We start from the raw sequence: 19269 nt of genomic DNA, 5'->3' as shown, positions 1-19269 counted from the left end.
TTGCTTTGCTTTAGGAGGCAGATCCCTGTCTCAGATGTTCAATATATGTGATCAAATTTTCGTTCAGTTGCTGAATTGCCAAAGGAATATTCCATTTGGACTTATCGCGTACTTCCACGTAGTTGGAGATGCTGCGCAACTGGAAAAAAGGAATTTTATCCAGCAGGCAGGCATAATGAAAGGCAGCACCTTCCATACTTTCCACGGCGGGATTGTATTTATCTACAAGTTTTTGGCGGGTCCGTTCGCTACCGCTTACCGTGTTGATGGTCACTCCGCTTACCTGTTCGAGAGCAGGTAACTGTGGTACACCTTCGAACAGATTGATCAATTGTTTGTTAGTAAACGGCGGTTGATCAGGTTGCCAGAGATTGGTTTCAAACAGGTCTTTAAAAGCCTGGTCGTCTTCCACACCGAGGTCACCCAGTTGCTCTTTGTCAATGATAACGGTTTTGCCCATTTCCCAGGAATGGTCAAAACAGCCGGCGATCCCTGCCTGGATCACAAGATCAGGGCGCTGAGCGGCAAGGTGACGGCCTACATGATAAGCAGTGTGCATCATGCCGATGCCATGAACGAAGGTGGTGATCCGGATGTCAGGATGATTGAAACCTGACAGGTAGTCGCAGAAAGGCTTTATCTCGAAAGGTGTGGCAGCAATGACCAGAATTTCCATGTTGCAAATATCGGAATAAAAAGGCATTGCCTCATTTGGGTTTTTTTAGCCGGCAGCAGCCCATTCATCTTGCCTTTAATCAACTGATGCCGTAGGTATCGGTTTGATTGGCTTGTCCTGCAATTGTTGTACTTTTGCGGAAAATTGCAGCTAATCACATGATCTATTTAACGCGTGTGGAAAACTTCAATGCGGCGCACAAATTGTCTAATCCCGCCTGGAGTAAGGAAAAAAATAAAGAAGTGTTTGGAAAGTGTGCTAATGAAAATTGGCATGGTCATAATTATGAATTGCACGTTACCGTTAAAGGCGAACCTGATCCTGAAACCGGGTTTGTTTTTAATGCCAAAACACTGGGTGATTTAATAGAAGAATACGTGGTGGAAGAGGTAGACCACCGCAACCTCAATATCGACGTAGCATTCATGGCTGGCAAGTTCACCTCTGCAGAGAACCTGGCCATCGGAATCTGGGAGCAGCTGGCCCGTCATTTGCCGGAAGGTGTACAGCTCCACTGCGTCAAGTTGTACGAAACACCCCGTATCTATGTGGAATATTACGGAGGGTAGTAATTAATTAGTTGATCTTAAGATTAAATAAGCAATGGCTTACAAGAAAGTAGAATCTTACGATGAGAAGGTAACCGCCGATCTTATCGGGCATTACAAAAATAGTATCACCCTTTTGGGAGAAGATGTGGAAAGAGAAGGCTTGCAAAAAACACCTGAAAGGGTAGCAAAAGCAATGCAGTACCTGACCACAGGTTATCAGCAGGATGCAAGGGAAATATTGAACAGTGCCAAATTCACAGAATCATATAGTGAGATGGTGATTGTGAAAGATATCGAGCTGTATTCCCTGTGCGAACACCATATGTTGCCTTTCTTTGGCAAAGCTCACATCGCCTATATCCCGAACGGCTATATCACCGGCCTTAGCAAACTGGCAAGGGTCGTGGATGTATATGCCAGGAGATTACAGGTACAGGAACGTATGACACACCAGATCCTGGATGCGATTCAGGATACCCTGCAGCCCCTGGGTGTAGCAGTGGTGATAGAAGCACAACACCTGTGTATGATGATGAGAGGCGTGCAGAAGCAGAACTCGGTCACCACCACTTCCGCCTTTTCCGGGCAGTTTGAAGATGGCAGAACCAGAAGCGAGTTCATGCGATTGCTCGGACAAAGTATTTAATGTAAAAAGCAGGCCGCAGGCCATTATTCACCGCCGTTTATTGCAGATGCTGAGGGCATTTGCAATAAACGGCGGCCTTTTTGATAGAACAGCCCACAAAATGAGTTACGGCCAAATTTTGATATATCATAAAGACTATGAATATTTGCAATCCTAATCACTGGGATATGTATTTAATGTTAATACATATGTCTGATTGGTAACCGTAAATCAATGTAAATGAAACACGCTTACGTATTTCCCGGTCAGGGCGCTCAGTTCCCGGGTATGGGTAAAAACCTGTATGACACCAATCCAGCTGCAAAAGACTTATTTGAGAAAGCTAACGACATCCTCGGCTTTCGTATATCAGATGTAATGTTCACAGGCTCTGACGAAGACCTGAAACAAACCCGTGTTACTCAACCGGCAGTATTCCTGCATAGCATAATCGCCTTCCTCTGCGGAGCCGAAGGTGCAAAACCTGACATGGTAGCCGGCCACTCACTGGGTGAATTCTCTTCTCTGGTTGCAAATGGTGCACTGACATTTGAAGATGCACTGAAGCTGGTGTACATCAGGGCTACTGCCATGCAGAAAGCATGTGAACAAAATCCTTCTACCATGGCCGCAGTTCTGGGCCTGGAAGATGCGAAAGTAGAAGAGATCTGTAAAGCAGTGAGCGCAGAAACCGGTGAGGTAGTGGTAGCGGCTAACTATAACTGCCCTGGCCAGCTGGTAATCTCCGGCTCCCTGAAAGGCATTGAAGTGGCTTGTGAAAGAATGAAAGCAGCAGGTGCAAAACGCGCACTGGCATTGCCTGTAGGTGGTGCTTTCCACAGCCCGCTGATGGCGCCTGCAAGGGAAGAACTGAAAGCGGCAATCGAAAAAACAACTTTCAGTACACCTAATTGCCCTGTATACCAGAACGTGGTAGCAAAGGCGGTTAGTAATCCTGCTGAGATCAAACAGAACCTGATCGACCAGTTGACTGGCGCTGTAAGATGGACACAATCTGTGCAGGCCATGGTCGCTGATGGTGCTACTAATTTTACTGAGGCTGGTCCTGGTAAAGTGCTGCAGGGCCTGATCCTGAAGATCAATAAAGAGTCCGTTGTGAATGGAATCAACTAAATAATAAAAATAGCTCGCGCCTTAGGCGCGAGCTATATAGATAATTTCATTTCATACTGGGTCAAAATCTCTGTCATCCCCATCTTTTCCAAAAACGCAATCATTCCCTCATTCTCCGCATCCACATTAATCAGCGTAAACGGATTCCCCAACACTTCCGCTGCCTGCTGCATTAACGCCGTTCCAATCCCCCTCCGCCTCATATCTTTCCTTACACCTATCTGCCGGATCCGCCTGCTGGCCAGGAATATACTGATATATCCAACTATCTCACCCTCATACACTGCCACCCATGTCGTGGTATACTGTTTCTCCCTTCGCACACTGGCTATACTATTTGACCAGCTAGGTACCTGATCTGCAAAATGAGCAATCAAACTTTCCTCCGGTAAAGCACTCTTTTGAATGAGAACAGGATTATTTCGCCTGCTCAAATATATCTCCCCTTTAAAACAAAGAAATTTCCTTTGCTGCACAAATCCTGAATTCTCATATGCCCTGATCGCTTTCTGATTACAGGCAATCACCTCCAGCAATATCTCCCGCACACCCCGCTGCCGGTATTTCGGCACAAAATGCGCATATAACTCCTGCACCAGATGCCGCCCACGTGCCGTAGGCACCACTCCCGTACCTCCATTGTACAACACTTCCGGCCTGCTTTCATCCCTGCCATGCAATATGAACCCACATAAATGATCACCCTGAAAAGCACCAGCCGAACAATCCAGCTGTATATTTTCCCCCGCCATCTTCTGCTGTAACAACGAAACTGTCAGTTGCATAGGAATGACATAATCACTAAAAGCATCATTAAAAACCTGGCAAAGCTGCCCGGTGGCAACATCGCTCAGGTGGTGGAATCTATAAAGCATAATCAATGGATTATTAAAGCATCATCCGTTCCTCAGAAACTGATACTGGCATTCCACCACTCAGGGTCGAAGCTGGCACCATATTTTTTATAAAAATTAATAGCCGGTTCATTCCATTCCAGCACCTGCCATACCATTCCCTTGTAATTCTTTTCCCTGGCTTCTTCCAGCAGTTTGTCAAACAGCAGTTTACCAATGCCCTGGCCCCGGTAGCTTTCAGTTACCAGCAGGTCTTCCAGGTACATGCGGCAGCCTTTCCAGGTAGAATACCGAATATAGTAGAGCGCGAAACCGATGATCTGATCGCCGTCTACCGCAGCAAAAGCTTTCCAGACAGGGCTCTCGCCAAATCCGGCATCCTCAAACTGCTCTGGTGTTACCGTCACTTCATCGGGTGCTTTTTCGTATACCGCCAGTTCCCTGATCAGTTCCAGTAAGCGTGGGCAATCTTCTCTTCGTACATTCCTGATGGTAATTGGTGTCATATATATTTTTCCTGTTGTATAAAATTTCGGTATTTTGTTGAAAGGTAACAAAAACTCAATAATATTGAAGGAAGTCGTACTCAATCTGGCTGGTTATCACTATTGGGCTAATCAGCGTCTGGTAGCAGTACTGAAAAAGCTGACAGCAACGCAGCTGGATCAGGAACTTGTGAGTAGTTTTCCCAGCATACGCCAAACGGTGTATCACATGTGGGATGCGGAAAGTGTGTGGAAACAGCGGATAGAACTGGTGGAAAAGACAAAGAAACCCGCACCGCAATTCCAGGGTACATTCGCGCAGGCTTGTGATGACTGGATCACTGTATCCCGGCAATTGCTGGAAATGGTGCAGCAGATCAACCCCGTAAAACTGCCCCATACGGTAGCTTATTACAACAGCCAGAAACAATATGGTAAATTAACCGTTATAGAAATACTGATGCACGTCTTTAACCATGCTACTTATCACCGCGGCCAGTTGGTCACACTTTTAAGACAGGTCGGTGTGACAAAGATTCCGGGAATGGATTTTAGCGAATACGCTAAAAAAGGCCAATGATTCACTTTCAAAATTTAACACCATTCGTTGGGATACAATGAAAATTGAATCAAAACCAGGAAGATAACTATACCAGTAAAGGAATGGCAGCACTACCACGTGGCTGTCTTTTCGGTAAAAGTTATTATCCCATACCGGAAGTAGCAGGAAAATGTAGCATCTTTGCAGCTAATAGATGAAAAACAACGGGTTTCCCGGCCTTGTCAGCTGCAACACAGGAGGGCCGTCAACCACGCAGACAACTAATTTTCAATGAGTGCACAATCATTTTATGCAAATGTACCTCAGCACCTGGTAGCAGTAGACTGTATAATTTTTGGATTTGAAAGTGGAAGGCTGAAATTACTGATCATGCAGCGAAAAGTCGATCCTATGCAGGGCGACTGGTCATTGATGGGAGGCTTTCTACAACACAATGAAAGTGTAGACGATGCTGCTGCCCGCGTATTGAAACAAACCACCGGACTGGAAAACATCTACATGGATCAACTGGGCTGTTATGGAGATGTAGGAAGAGACAGTGGCGCCAGGGTGATCTCCATGGCCTACTATGCGCTGATCCGTATTACCGAACAGGAGCACGTTCCTTCGCAGGCCTATAGTGCACACTGGCTGGAACTGCATCAGATCCCTAACCTGATCTTTGATCACAGGCAAATGATAGCCGACGCCCTGAAGAAACTGCGCGATAATGCGCACTTCCATCCCATCGGTTTCGAACTGCTGCCAGAGAAATTTACATTGTCACAGCTGCGTAGCCTCTACGAAGAGATCTTTCAGCACGAGCTGGATAAACGCAACTTCAGGAAGAAGATCCTCTCCATGAATATATTGGAAAAACTGGAAGAAAAGGATAAAACCACCTCCAAGAAAGGTGCTCACCTATACCGGTTTGATAAACAAAAATACGAAGAGCTAAAAACGAGGGGACTGGTATTCGAAATCTAAACCAGCATAATATGAAAAAGGAAACGAACGATGTGCCAAAACCAGCAAAGTTTTGTTATGCGCACATTGGCGGAAAATTAGGAGAACTGCTGGCATCCGCTTTTATAGAAAAAGGATGGATAGCAAGGGACGGAACAGAAAACAAGCATTTTTACATTACCCCAACAGGCGAAAAGGCTTTGACAGAAATGGGTGTCGACTTGTCGCTTATAAAATCGTGATAGCTATTTAGCTGCAGGCATTTGATCTTCGGAAACTATAAAAGAAGGCTATTATATAGTTTAGTAGTGGCTGTCGGACTCATTATCCGCTGTGAACTCTCTTTTGGCCAGATCCAGAAACTCAAAAATGCATTGGCCACTACCCAGGATAGTGTCACCTATTCCCGCATACTCATCGCACTTACACAAAAATACCAGAACCGCCAGCTGGATACCTGCTTTCAATACCTGACCATGGCCAGAGGTGTGACCAAACGCATTGGCTTTAAATGGGGAGAAGCAGAAGTATACAGAGGGTTGGGAGGCTATTATGCCTATCGTGATAACAGTTATCTCTCTTTTCGTTTTTACCTCGATGCGCTGAAACTGTACAAGGAACTGAAAGATAGTACAGGCATGACCCTCGTAAATATTAAACTGGGCGTCTATCAGCATTACCAGGGCCAGCATAAAGAAGCAGAGCAATATATAAAACAAGCCCTGGGCATGGCCATGCACATGCGCAATGATAGCGTGATGTCTGCTGTAATGGCCAATTACTTTTTCATTTACAGAAATGATACTGCGCACCGGGCACTGGCCAGCAATTACCTTGCAAACGCTTACCAGCTGGCCATGAAAGGCGGCCATACCCGTATGATTATATACACTGGTCTGCTCAAGGCCGATGAAATATATGATAAAGGAGATACAGCATTAGCCATTGCCAAAGTAAAAGACCTGGTGCGAGTTGCCATGAAAAAAGGATTCCTTTATCATGCATTATATGGTTATGCTCAACTGGTAGATTATGCGGTACAGGCACATAGTGCAGATTCCATGATCTATCAGAAAGAGGTGATCAACCTTGGTCTGGAAGGCGGTTACAGGGAAATTGTATTGCCGGTGGTCGCGAAATTTTATCACTATTATGAACAACGGCATCAGGCAAAGGAAGCAAATTATTATGCAGACCTGATGGCGGATATTACAGAATTATATGAGCAAAGCCGTTCGCAGGGAGAACAGGATTACATGGATTATTACCTGCAGGGGAAACAATTGCGGCAACTACAATTACAACACGATTTCCAACAACAGCAACTGGATAGAAAAGCCCTGGAAGCAAGGAGCCGCTACCTGGTTATCGTATGCCTGATCGTACTCCTGATCCTGTTAGTACTATTGCTGCTGGATCTCAACCGATCTCACCGCAGTTCACACAAAAATGCAGATAGTCTGCGGGAAATGAACAAACATATCAGTGAACAAAATGCGCTGCTGCGCACACATGATGATTTCAAGAATAAACTGATCTCACTCATCGCACACGATTTCCGTTCACCATTGATCCAGATTATTGAAATCACTGCCTACCTGCAACAAGGCGCTTTCTCCGTACAGGAAGCGGCTATGCTGTTCAGAAAACTGGAGAGCAATGCGGAAAATACCTTGCAGATATTCGAGAATATTCTTCGCTGGATCAGGACACAGCTCAGTGGTTTTGTATACCAGCCATTGCCCTGCACCCCTGCCGGCCTCATTAAAGAAGCGATGGGTTCCATGAAAGAAGAAATACTGGAAAGGCAGGTACAGATCATAGTAAAAGTGCCTCCCGATCTGCAGGTACCGGCAGATAGAGAAATGTTGCAGTTTGTGCATCGCAACCTGTTGCACAATGCAATCAAGTTTAGCCCGTATAGAGGAACGATTGCCATTACAGCCAGCATAAATAAAGATACTGTAACAATCAGCATCGCCGATGAAGGCAGCGGAATCTCAACAGATATGCTGGATCGCCTGTTCGAATACCGTCCGGAAAAGAAAGGAACAAAAGGAGGTGCAGGTTTAGCACTGATCATCTGCAAAGATTTCATGGATAAAATGGGTGGCACCATCGCAGCAGAGAACCGTGCAGAAAAAGGAAGTACATTTTCATATACATTACCGTGTTTAAAAAACTACTAGTCATATTGCTCCTGATCACCCAGGTGGTATGTGCACAAAAAAGTGCCGTACAGCAACTGCGCTATCAACTGGCGAAGGAGCGGGATAGTATTGTATACACGGATGTGTTGAATGAACTGAGTATGAAATGGCACCTGACGAATGCCGATAGTTGTTTCTGGTATGCAGTGCAGGCAAGAGATGTAGCGAACAGGCTGAATTATCGTAAAGGGATTGCAGATGCACTCAATAACCTCAGCATCGCTTACGCACTCAAGGCAAACATCAAGCAGGCAATTGAATACGAAGGCAAAGCATTAGTCTATTATAAGCAACTGGAAGATAACAGTAACATCTGCCAGGTAACGATGAACATGAGCATCTTTCATAGCCTGGCAGGCATGAACGAAACAGGAGAACAATACCTGTATCAGGCTATGGACATGGGGAAGAAACTGGTGTATGATTCAATATATAGTCTCGTGCTGATCAACTATGCCATCAGGTTTAATCCCGATAGTACAAAAAGAGATTCTGTGCAATGGGCGATCAGGCAGGCAAAAAAAATAGCCAGTCATTACCCCGGCTGCAGCAGGGATCTGTATTATATCCATGCATTTGAAGCCGATAATTTATTCAGAAAAGGAGATCGTGCAAAAGCAGTGGCATGGATCAATTCGCTGGCCACACAGGCACAGAAAGACGAATTAATTTATGTCGCCATCGACATCCTCCGGCATATTGAAACCTATTGTAACCAGGGCTACCAGCTCGATGTTATTCCTTACAAAGAGAAGATCTATACCCTGGGCAAAATAGCGGGTTATACGGACCTCATGTTGCCACAGGTAGTAAGTATTTACCGCTATTACGCTAAGGTGCATAACGCGGCGAAAATGGCGGAATACGGGCATGAACTCTGGCTACTGACTGACAGGCAGGAAGTAATGAAAGACAGCAGGCATGTAAACTACCTGGATTATTTTCTGAAAGAGCAGGAACTGAATGAATGGCACCTCAGCAACAAAGTTCAGAAAGAAAAACTTGCCAGGGCCAATACCCAGCGATTGGCAAGACGTAAACTGATTGCTTTTCTCGCGGGCTTATTAATGATCCTGGGGGGCTTTACATTCTCCCGTTACCGTAGTTACCGCTACCTGAGACACCAGGAAGAACTGCTGGCAAATATGAACGCTGAGATCTCCGACAAGAACAGGCAGCTACAGGTACAGGATGATTTCAAGAACAAGCTGATCTCCGTTGTGGCGCACGATTTCAGGGAACCATTACAGAATATTATCCGTGTATCCGCGATGTTTAGAAACGGAGATGCAGACCCTGTACTAAGACAAAAACTAATACGCGAAACAGAGCACAGCAGCCGCAAAACCCTCGAGATCTTTGACAACATTTTGCGTTGGATCAAGTCTCAGTTATCAGGATTTGTCTACGCCCCGGCACCCTGTGATCTGAAAGAAATGTTCAGCGGCGTAGTCGCAGATATTCCCGAAGGACTGCAGGTAGCAGGTGACCAGGAGATGCTGCAGTTTGTACACAGAAGCTTATTGCAGGGCGCGGCAACCCTTGGCAAAGATGTAAGGGTAGTAGCAGAGCAGGAAGCAGACAGGGTAAAGGTAATGGTGATCAGTTCCCCCACCGTATTAACTGCGCAGCAGGCTACAAATTTGTTTGCTTATGAAGATGCAGTGTATAGTGTACAGGGAGAAGGAGAGGAGCTGGCCATGCGCTTTATCATCTGCAAAGATTTTATGGATAAGATGGGCGGTCAGATCTGGGCAAATGTAGCAGGTGAGCAACTGCAATTAATTTATGCACTGCCCTCATTCAGTTGAAAAAAAAGCCTTGTGGAAAAAACAGCCGTCATTACGCTGATTCCTGCGGATCCAGCATAATGACGGAGAGAATTGGCCTGCGGCCAACTTTATAATTTCAAATTAATTATTTAGTATCGTAACCCCATTTCAGATAGGTAGCACCCCATGTAAAACCGCCACCAAAAGCAGCTAACACCAGGTTATCCCCCTTCTTCAATTGCTTCTCATAATCCCAGAGACACAGTGGCAATGTACCAGCAGTTGTATTACCATAACGCTGAATATTCATCATCACTTTTTCTTCAGGCAGCCCCATACGGTGAGCAGTCGCATCAATAATACGCTTGTTCGCCTGGTGAGGCACCAGCCATGCAACATCGTTAGAGCTCAGGTTATTGCGCTCCATGATCTCAGCAGCGGCGTCTGCCATGTTAGCAACCGCATATTTGAATACCATCTTACCTTCCTGGTACACATAGTGTTCGCGGTTAGTAACGGTTTCAAGAGAAGCAGGCTTAGCAGAGCCACCCGCCTTCATGTGCAGGTACTCACGGCCATGACCATCGCTTTTCAGCACGCTGTCTATCAGGCCATAACCTTCTTCGTTAGGTTCCAGCAACACGCCACCACCGCCATCACCAAAGATGATGCAGGTAGTACGGTCTGTATAGTCAATGATGGAGCTCATTTTGTCAGCACCCAACACCATTACTCTTTTATAACGTCCACTTTCAATGAACCGGGCACCGGTATCCAGCGCATACAGGAATCCGGAGCAGGCAGCAGCAATATCAAATCCAAAGGCATTCTTGGCACCGATCTTATCAGCTACGATATTGGCAGTTGCTGGGAATACCATGTCAGGAGTAACAGTAGCTACAATAATGAGCTCTATATCGGCAGGTGTGATCCCTCTTCTACGGCATATTTCCAGCGCTACAGGTACGCATAACTCAGAAGTCCCTTTCCCCTCGCCTTTCAGAATCCTTCTTTCTGTAATTCCTGTACGGGTGATGATCCATTCATCAGTAGTATCAACCAGCTTCTCCAGCTCTTTGTTGGAGAGAACATAGTCCGGTACATACCCACCTACCGCAGTAATAGCTGCCGTTATTTTGTTCATATTAATAAAATAGATGTTTTAACAGGCCGTAAAAATACATAAGAATTTGGAAATGTAACTTATAAGCCAAAATACCCTTCCCCCATCTTCCTAAAAATCCTTAGGTTTGCCACAAATTAGAATCCTGAATAATCCTGTATGATTGCTTACCTAAATGGAAAACTGTCCTATAAATCCCCCGCCATGGTACATTTGGATGTTCAAGGGGTGGGATACGAAGTGCAGATCAGTTTGAATACGTACTCCCGCATACAGGGAATGGACAGCTGTAAATTGCTCACATATCTTCACATAAAAGAAGATGCCCACACATTATATGGCTTTTCCGACGATGCGGAACGCCAGATATTCCTGTTACTGATAGGGGTATCCGGTATTGGTGCGAATACGGCCAGAATGATGCTTTCCTCCTTACAACCAGAAGATATTCAACGCGCTATCGCAATGGAAAATGCGAAAATGCTGGAAAGCATAAAAGGAATCGGAGCCAAAACCGCTCAAAGGGTCATCCTGGAGCTAAAAGATAAGATCAAAAAGCAAAAAGATGTTGGCCATCAAATATCTGTAGTTGTAAACAATACAATGCAGGAAGATGCGTTAAATGCATTAGTCACGTTGGGAATAGCCCGTAATGTAGCAGAACAGGCTATCAACAAGGTACTAAAAGCAGAACCACAATTGCAGGATTTGGAAGGACTGATCAAAAAGTCGTTAAAAAGTCTGTAAGCGTAGCACCTATTAAAGCTGGATTTTTATTTTTTATTTATAGCCGCCGGCCGCCAGGTAAAACTGGCTCGTCTGCGCTGTAACAACAGTACTGAAAGCAGCACAACTATTGCAAACTCTGGAAGGAAAAGACTGCAACAGTACTGAAGAGCAAAACCACTATGTCAGATCTGAAATGACCATAGTAAGCCCTCATTTTCAATAAATTGGGCTACTAAGGGGCATTACAGGTCTGAAAACTTTTACCCTGACCTCTATTAAAACCTATTTCTCTTGTCAAGGAAGACAAATTATGGTGCTATAGCAGTAATAGGAGTCGCTTCCTTTTTTATTGTTAATACTGCAGCAAGGAATCGTTCGGGTTATAGCAGCGATATTTATAATAAATACTGGCAACCAAAAGATCCTTTCGTTAGGGATACCACGGTGAAAGATACTGTCAAACGGGATACCCTCAAGTTCCCCATCAAAGACAGGTTCGGCACCCGTATCACTGATCCCATACGTAATGAAATCGATCTCAAAGATCCAAAGAACATCACCCAGTCAGTTGATTATGATCCTGTTACCAAACAATACACCGTATCGGAAAAGATAGGCGATCACTATTACCGTAACCCCACTCTCCTCAGCTTCGAAGAATTTAACAGACTACAGGCGCAGAAAAGTGAGCAGGACTACTGGCAAAAAAGAGCCAGCACCCTCGGTTCCCTGAATCAAAAGAATTCAGGCCCCGAACTCTATAAAGGCGCTAAACTGTTCGACAGGATCTTCGGTGGCAATAAAGTGGATATCCGCCCACAAGGTAGCCTCGAACTCACCTTCGGTTACCAGGGGCAGAATATCAAAAATCCGGTCCTCACCGAACAAGCCAGGAAAACCGGCGGTTTCGATTTTGATATGAATATCAATATGAACCTGACAGGTAAGATCGGCGACAAACTTAAAATCACCACTAACTATAATACACAATCCACTTTTGATTTTGAAAACCAAATCAAACTGGAATACACCGGCTACGACGATGAAATCATCAAGAAAATAGAAGCCGGTAACGTGAGCTTTCCTCTCCGCAGCACCCTCATTTCCGGGGTGCAATCACTGTTTGGTGTCAAAACCCAGATGCAGTTTGGCCGCCTCACCGTTACCTCCGTACTCTCTAACCAGAAATCCCAGAAACAAAACCTCCTCATCAAAGGCGGTACCCAGGTCCAGGATTTCACCATCCGGGCAGACGAGTATGAAGATAACCGACACTTCCTCTTAGGACAATTCTTCCGCGATACTTTTAATTATAGTATGAGCAACCTGCCGGTGATCAAATCACTGGCCTATGTAAACCGTATCGAGGTTTGGGTAACCAATAAAACAGGTGCCACCACCAATACCCGCGACATCGTGGGTCTGATGGACCTTGCCGAATATAAGCCCTATAACCAGACGGTTACGGTTACGCCAGGGGCTCACCTGCCGGCAAATGGTACGAATAACCTCTACTCCAATGTAATCGCAGATCCCGCCAGCCGTTATACCGGAACAGTGGTCAGCCGCTTGCAATCCATGGGATTACTGGGCGTACAGGAATATGAAAAAACCTTTGCCCGTAAACTGGATTCCTCCGAGTATACCCTGAACCGGCAACTGGGCTTCATCTCCCTCAACCAACAATTGACGGCCGATGAAGTACTGGCAGTCGCTTACCAATATACCTACAATGGCCGTGTATACCAGGTGGGTGAATTCTCACAGGATGTACCGCCAGACCAGAATAACAGCGCAAACCAGAAGATCCTCTTCCTCAAACTCCTGAAAGCTACCTCTGCCAGGCCAAATCTCCCTATCTGGGACCTGATGATGAAAAACATCTATTCCACAGGCGCTTACCAGATCAACAGGGCAGACTTTAGCCTGGATATCTATTATAAAGATCCGGGCAATGAAACCCGTACCCCAAGTGACAAACGTTATTTGCCGGATGCTAGCGGGGAATGGGCAGGTGCACCATTGATCTCCGTTCTGAACCTGGATAGGTTGAATAACCAGAATGACCCGCAACCAGATGGGGTGTTTGACTATGTAGAAGGGTATACCATCAATTCCAATACAGGACGAGTCATGTTCCCGCAACTGGAACCTTTTGCACAGGGCATCCAAAAAGCCTTTGGCGGAAATGCGGCGCTCGAGAAACAATATATGTTCAAGGTGCTGTACGACTCCATCAAAGTGGTCGCCCAGCAGTTCCCGCAACTCAACCGCTACCTCCTGAAGGGTACTTATAAATCCAGTAACTCGTCAGAAATTCAACTGGGCGGTTACAACATTCCGCAGGGTTCAGTAACCGTAACGGCTGGTGGTCAGTTACTCCGCGAAAACGTGGATTATATCATTGATTATAACCTGGGTCGTATCAAAATCGTCAACTCAGGCGTACTGGCTTCCGGACAAGCCATCAACGTACAGTTTGAAAACAATGCATCCTTCGGCACCCAGGTACGAAACTATTTTGGTACCCGTTTCGATTATGTGGTAAATGATAAACTGAGCATTGGTTCTACCATCGCCCGTATGAGTGAGCGACCTTACTACCAGAAAGTAAACTACGGCGAAGACCCGATCAGGAATACCGTTGTTGGCTTTGACGTGAACTATAACTCTCCTTCAAAAGCACTGACACGCCTCCTGAACAAACTGCCTAACTTTAACAGCACCACCCCTTCCAATATCATGTTCACCGGTGAGGTGGCCAAGTTATTCCCAGGTCATAGCAAACTGGTAAATGCGGCTGGTAGCGGTCAGGGGCAGGTATATATCGACGATTTCGAAGGTTCACAGAGTGGTTATGATCTCAAATACCCGGCTACCAGCTGGGCATTGGCTTCTACACCTTCTCAGGCTACGGATAGTGCTGGCAGAACCTTGTTCCCCGAATCAGAAGCAAACAACCAATGGAGCTACGGTGCAAACAGGAGTAAACTGGCCTGGTATATCATCGAGCCTACCCTGCAGATTCCTAATTCTTCAGGTTTGCCTACTGGTATTAACAAGGAAGTCCAGTCTGACTCCCGTACCCGCCTGGTTTATCAACAGGAAATCTTCCCTAACAAATCCACCGATTTTGGTCAGGCCCAGTTAAGCACCCTTGACTTAGCTTACTACCCTACTGAAAGAGGTCCTTATAACTTTACCGCAGGCAGTGATAGTATCAATGCAGCAGGTAAACTGAGAAACCCTGCAAAGAAATGGGGTGGTATCATGCGTGCTTTGGATAACAGTGATTTTGAAACCAGCAACGTAGAGTTCATCGAGTTCTGGATACAGGATCCGTTCATCGACAATCCAAACAGTACCGGCGGTCAGTTGTATTTCAACCTGGGTAATATCTCCGAAGACATCCTGAAAGATTCTCACAAGTTCTTCGAGAATGGTATGCCGGATCCAACCACTGGTCTTGATAAAGTAGACTCCACTCAATGGGGCCGCCAACCTAAGTTCCAGCAGCAGATCACACAGGCATTTGACAATGATCCGAACATCCGTAAATACCAGGACGTTGGTTATGACGGTCTCCAGAGTGCTAACGAGGCAAACTACTTCAAAGATTATCTGGCCAGACTGGCAGCTAACTTTGGAACTGCTTCCGTGATTTACCAACAGGCAGCAAAGGATGCTGCGAACGATGACTACGTACACTACCGCGACCTGGATAGTGGAAACATCCTGGTGCGTTATAAAAGATTTAACAACCCGGAAGGTAACTCTCCCGTATCTACGAATTCTACCTACTCAAGAGCCGCTACCAACATACCTGAAACTGAAGACCTGAACAGGGATAACACCCTGAATGAAACAGAAGAATACTTCCAGTATAGAGTGAACCTGCGTCCAAACATGGAAGTAGGTACCAACAACATTGTGGATAAACTCGTGGCAGATGTAAACCTGGTAAAAGGTGGAAAGAAACAGGAAGTATGGTACCAGTTCAAAGTGCCGATCGATAAATACGATAAGAAAGTAGGTGCTATCCCTGACTTCAAATCCATCCGCTTCATGCGTATGTTCCTGACGAACTTCCAGGATTCTGTGGTAGTACGTTTCGGTAAACTGCAACTGGTGCGTAACCAATGGCGTCAGTATAACTATAAACTGCAGCCAGGTGACCCTGTTCCAAATGATGGCAATACTTCTTTCAACTTAACAGCAGTTAACATCGAAGAAAACTCTTCACGTAAACCGATCAATTATGTATTGCCGCCGGGAGTAACCCGTCAGAATACGGTAAGTACCAACAATACTACCTTACAGCTGAACGAACAATCCATGTCATTACAGATCAAGAACCTTGAAGATAATGATACACGCGGTGTAACCAAGAACCTGGGTATGGACCTGCGCCAGTATAAGCACTTACAAATGTACCTGCATGCTGAAGCAATTGAAGATGATAACTCACTCAGAGATGATGACCTGAGAGCGATCATAAGAATAGGTAGTGACTTCGTGGAAAACTACTACGAATACGCTGTACCATTGAAAAAGACGCCATTCGGTCAATCAGGTAATGCCAGCGCTATATGGCCCACCCTGAATGATATGGACATCGTGCTGAGCAAACTGACAGAACTGAAACTGCGCCGTAATAATTGTGATACCTGTTCAGCACTGAAAGTGTATACAGAATTAGATGGCGGTAATTTCATGAGCGTTGTCGGTAATCCTAACTTAGGTGATGTACGTACCATCTTCCTGGGGGTAACGAACCCAAGAACCGACGGGATGAGGAAATCTGGTGAGGTTTGGTTCAATGAATTACGTTTGACCGGTTTGGATGAAAAAGGTGGTTATGCAGGTATGGGTAGACTGGATCTGCAACTCGCAGACCTGGGTACCGTTACCATCTCAGGTAATATGCATACTGCCGGATTCGGTAACCTGGATCAGCGCGTAAACGAACGCTTCAGAGATAACTATACACAATACGATGCCGCTGCTAACCTTGACCTGGGTAAACTCCTGCCGAAGAAGATAGGGATGGTGATCCCTGTATACGCAGGTTACTCAAGAGCAGTAAGCCGTCCGGAATACGATCCATACGATCTGGACATCAAGCTGAAAGATAAACTGCGCATGGCGAAATCTTCCTGGCAGCGTGACTCCATCCGCAGGGCAGCGGAAACCTTCACTTCCATCAAGAGCCTGAACTTTACCAACATCCGCAGGGTAAATCCAAACAGGAAAAAATATCACCTCTGGGATCTGGAAAACTTCGACATCAGTTATTCATTCTCCCAGACAATGGCACACTCCCCGATCATTGAAAATGATGTGCTCACCAAGCACAGGGGTGGCATAGGGTATACCTTTACCGGTCAGCCGAAATACGTTACACCGTTCAAAAAGCTTTTCAAAACGAAAACAAAATGGCTGGACCTGGTGAGAGATTTCAACTTTAACTATGTTCCTTCCCTGCTCAGTTTCAGAGCAGACGTTACGAGACAGTTTGGTGCAACCCGTATCCGGAATGTGGGTGGTGATGGCACGTATAAGTTGCCGGAAACTTTCAATAAGTACTTCACATTCGACAGGTATTATGGCTTGAAATGGGATCTGACCAAGAGCATCAGTATTGACTTCAATGCGGTGAACAACGCACGTATCGACGAGCCGACAGGTCGCCTCAATACAGGAGCCAAGAAAGATACCATGTGGCGTAATTTCTTTAAACTGGGAAGAACCACGAACTACTACCATTCAGCAAATGTTACTTATACCCTGCCTACTAACAAGCTGCCCTTGACCAGCTGGACAAACGTAGCACTGGGTTATAGTTTTGACTACCGCTGGACGGGTGCTTCATTGCTCGCCAAATACCTGGGTAATGCCATCGAGAATACACAGAACAAAACTGTAATGGCTGAGTTCAAATTCTCAGACCTGTATAACCGGTCCAAATTCCTCCGGCAGTTTAGCACATCAGGTGCCAAACGACCACAACAAAACAATAATAACAGTAAACAGCCACCAGGTAAAAACCAACCTGCACAAAACACCACTTCTTCTGATGAGGAAATTTCACCGATCCTGAAAGCCGTGATGAAACCACTCCTGATGCTGAAACGTATCAATGTGGACTACTCAGAAAACAGTGGTACGAAGTTGCCAGGTTATATTGATAGTACAAAAGCCCTGGGTATGAACTGGGCGCACTTCACACCGGGTTTAGGATTTGTGACAGGGCAACAGCCAACAAAAGCATGGCTGGATGATTTTGCGAAGAAAGGGTTGATTACACCAGATACTACCTTCAACGTACAGTTCCAGCAGCAATTTACACAACGACTGCAGGTACAGGCGCAACTGGAACCTTACAATGACTGGCGGATTGATCTGAGCCTGACCAAATCATTTACCAAGACACATACAGAGCTGTTTAAGAACATGGATTCTGCGGGCTTCCAACACCTCACACCATATGATGCAGGTGGATTTGAGATCTCTTATGTGGCCGTGAAGACGATGTTTGGTAAAATAGATTCAGAAAAAGGAACAACCTCCACTTTCCAGGATTTTGAACGTTACCGTAAAACGATTTCAAATCGCCTCGGCAATGCCAATCCTTATAATAGCCTGCCTGGTACGCCTACCTTTAATACAAAGGACCCTGAGTATCGTTACGGTTACAGCCGTTATGCACAGGATGTGCTGATCCCTGCATTCCTTGCAGCGTATTCAGGTAAGGACCCCAGTAAGATCGGATTGCTGAAAAATGGTGGTCCTTCAAATGTGCGTAGTAATCCGTTCAGTAATTATATCCCTCGTCCTAACTGGCGCGTGACATATAATGGTCTGGCGAAACTGGAACCATTCAAGAATTACTTTACGAATTTCTCCATCACACATGCATATGTCGGTTCATTGAGCATGAGTTCTTATAACTCTGCATTGTTATATGAGGATCCAAGACTGGCAGGTTATCCGGGATTCATCGATACGGTTTCCGGTAACTATATTCCTTACTTCCTGGTACCGAACCTTACCATGACAGAGCAGTTTGCACCACTGATCGGTTTTGATATGACGTTTACCAACAGCCTGAATCTGCGTATGGAATTCAAGAAGAGCCGTTCACTAAGTTTGAGCCTGATCGATTATCAATTGACAGAATTGCGCTCTACAGAGGTCACCCTGGGTGGTAGCTACCGGATCAGGAACGTGAAATTCGGGTTCCTCGGTGAGCAGACGGGCAGGAAGGTTTCGAATGATATGAACTTCAGGTTGGATTTGAGTTTGCGTGATGATAGAACGGTAAATAATAAACTGGATGCGGACCTGGTGATCCCAACAAGCGGACAGAAGGTGATCGGGATAGCACCATCCATAGATTATGTAGTGAATAACAGGTTGAACTTACGATTCTTCTATGACCGAAGGCAGACGATACCAGTGATCTCCACCGCATACCCGATCACGAGTACACGGGGTGGTTTAACACTAAGATTTATGTTGGCGCAATAATTCATTGCATAAAGCCGGCCACAGGCCACCAGCTATTTTCCCGCCCCCAATTGCTGATGCGAAGGCAACAACA

Annotated in this window: 14 protein-coding genes; 10 read left to right on the top strand and 4 right to left on the bottom strand. The window is 45.6% G+C overall.

What is annotated here, in order from left to right; all coding sequences use genetic code 11:
- Positions 1–10 precede the first annotated feature (10 nt).
- A complete protein-coding gene (mqnB, locus tag U0033_RS15165) occupies positions 11–676 on the bottom strand; it encodes a futalosine hydrolase (protein WP_072359116.1) in 666 nt (221 codons plus the stop codon).
- A gap of 158 nt (positions 677–834) precedes the next feature.
- Here mqnB and U0033_RS15160 point away from each other — a divergent pair, with 158 nt between their 5' ends.
- The 3 genes from U0033_RS15160 (at position 835) to fabD (ending at position 2986) form a co-directional block, all read left to right on the top strand.
- Positions 835–1245, top strand: coding sequence for a 6-pyruvoyl trahydropterin synthase family protein (locus U0033_RS15160; RefSeq protein ID WP_072359114.1), 411 nt, complete (start codon positions 835–837; stop codon positions 1243–1245).
- A 34-nt stretch (positions 1246–1279) separates the two neighbouring features.
- Positions 1280–1873, top strand: coding sequence for a GTP cyclohydrolase I FolE (gene folE, locus U0033_RS15155; protein ID WP_072359112.1), 594 nt, complete (start codon positions 1280–1282; stop codon positions 1871–1873).
- Positions 1874–2092: 219 nt separating this feature from the next.
- Complete coding sequence (gene fabD / locus U0033_RS15150; RefSeq protein WP_072359110.1) at positions 2093–2986, top strand: ACP S-malonyltransferase; 894 nt, start codon at positions 2093–2095, stop codon at positions 2984–2986.
- A 32-nt stretch (positions 2987–3018) separates the two neighbouring features.
- On the opposite strand, the gene U0033_RS15145 is transcribed toward fabD, so the two are convergent.
- The gene (locus U0033_RS15145; RefSeq protein ID WP_072359108.1) at positions 3019–3861 is read right to left on the bottom strand and encodes a GNAT family N-acetyltransferase; all 843 of its coding nucleotides are present in this window, start codon (positions 3859–3861) and stop codon (positions 3019–3021) included.
- Positions 3862–3893: 32 nt separating this feature from the next.
- Complete coding sequence (locus tag U0033_RS15140; RefSeq protein ID WP_072359107.1) at positions 3894–4346, bottom strand: GNAT family N-acetyltransferase; 453 nt, start codon at positions 4344–4346, stop codon at positions 3894–3896.
- Positions 4347–4410: 64 nt separating this feature from the next.
- On the opposite strand from U0033_RS15140, the gene U0033_RS15135 reads away from it, so the two are divergent.
- The 5 genes from U0033_RS15135 (at position 4411) to U0033_RS15115 (ending at position 9853) form a co-directional block, all read left to right on the top strand.
- Entirely contained in the window at positions 4411–4905 is a 495-nt protein-coding gene (locus U0033_RS15135) for a DinB family protein (protein ID WP_072359106.1), read from the top strand.
- A gap of 252 nt (positions 4906–5157) precedes the next feature.
- A complete protein-coding gene (locus tag U0033_RS15130; protein ID WP_072359105.1) occupies positions 5158–5853 on the top strand; it encodes an NUDIX hydrolase in 696 nt (231 codons plus the stop codon).
- Between the two features lie 11 nt (positions 5854–5864).
- The gene (locus U0033_RS15125) at positions 5865–6074 is read left to right on the top strand and encodes an ArsR family transcriptional regulator (RefSeq protein WP_072359103.1); all 210 of its coding nucleotides are present in this window, start codon (positions 5865–5867) and stop codon (positions 6072–6074) included.
- 66 nt (positions 6075–6140) lie between these two features.
- Positions 6141–8021 carry an ATP-binding protein gene (locus U0033_RS15120; RefSeq protein ID WP_072359101.1) on the top strand — a complete coding sequence of 627 codons (1881 nt, stop codon included), beginning with the start codon at positions 6141–6143 and terminating at the stop codon, positions 8019–8021.
- Positions 8003–9853: a hypothetical protein gene (locus U0033_RS15115; protein ID WP_143150663.1), complete on the top strand. Its 1851-nt coding sequence runs from the start codon at positions 8003–8005 to the stop codon at positions 9851–9853. Before U0033_RS15120 ends, U0033_RS15115 begins: the two co-directional genes overlap by 19 nt.
- Before the next feature lie 106 nt (positions 9854–9959).
- Here the strand turns inward: U0033_RS15115 and U0033_RS15110 are convergent, their stop codons facing one another.
- Positions 9960–10958, bottom strand: a complete 999-nt coding sequence (locus U0033_RS15110) for a beta-ketoacyl-ACP synthase III (RefSeq protein ID WP_072359096.1) — start codon at positions 10956–10958, stop codon at positions 9960–9962.
- 183 nt (positions 10959–11141) lie between these two features.
- Between U0033_RS15110 and ruvA the strand changes: the two genes are divergently transcribed.
- Entirely contained in the window at positions 11142–11684 is a 543-nt protein-coding gene (ruvA, locus tag U0033_RS15105) for a Holliday junction branch migration protein RuvA (RefSeq protein WP_245801743.1), read from the top strand.
- Positions 11685–11957: 273 nt separating this feature from the next.
- Positions 11958–19196, top strand: a complete 7239-nt coding sequence (sov, locus tag U0033_RS15100) for a T9SS outer membrane translocon Sov/SprA (protein ID WP_072359092.1) — start codon at positions 11958–11960, stop codon at positions 19194–19196.
- The last annotated feature ends 73 nt before the right edge of the window (positions 19197–19269 follow it).

The sequence above is a fragment of the Chitinophaga sancti genome (assembly GCF_034424315.1).
Classification (GTDB): domain Bacteria; phylum Bacteroidota; class Bacteroidia; order Chitinophagales; family Chitinophagaceae; genus Chitinophaga; species Chitinophaga sancti.
This window is presented reverse-complemented; position numbering and strand designations above follow the sequence as displayed.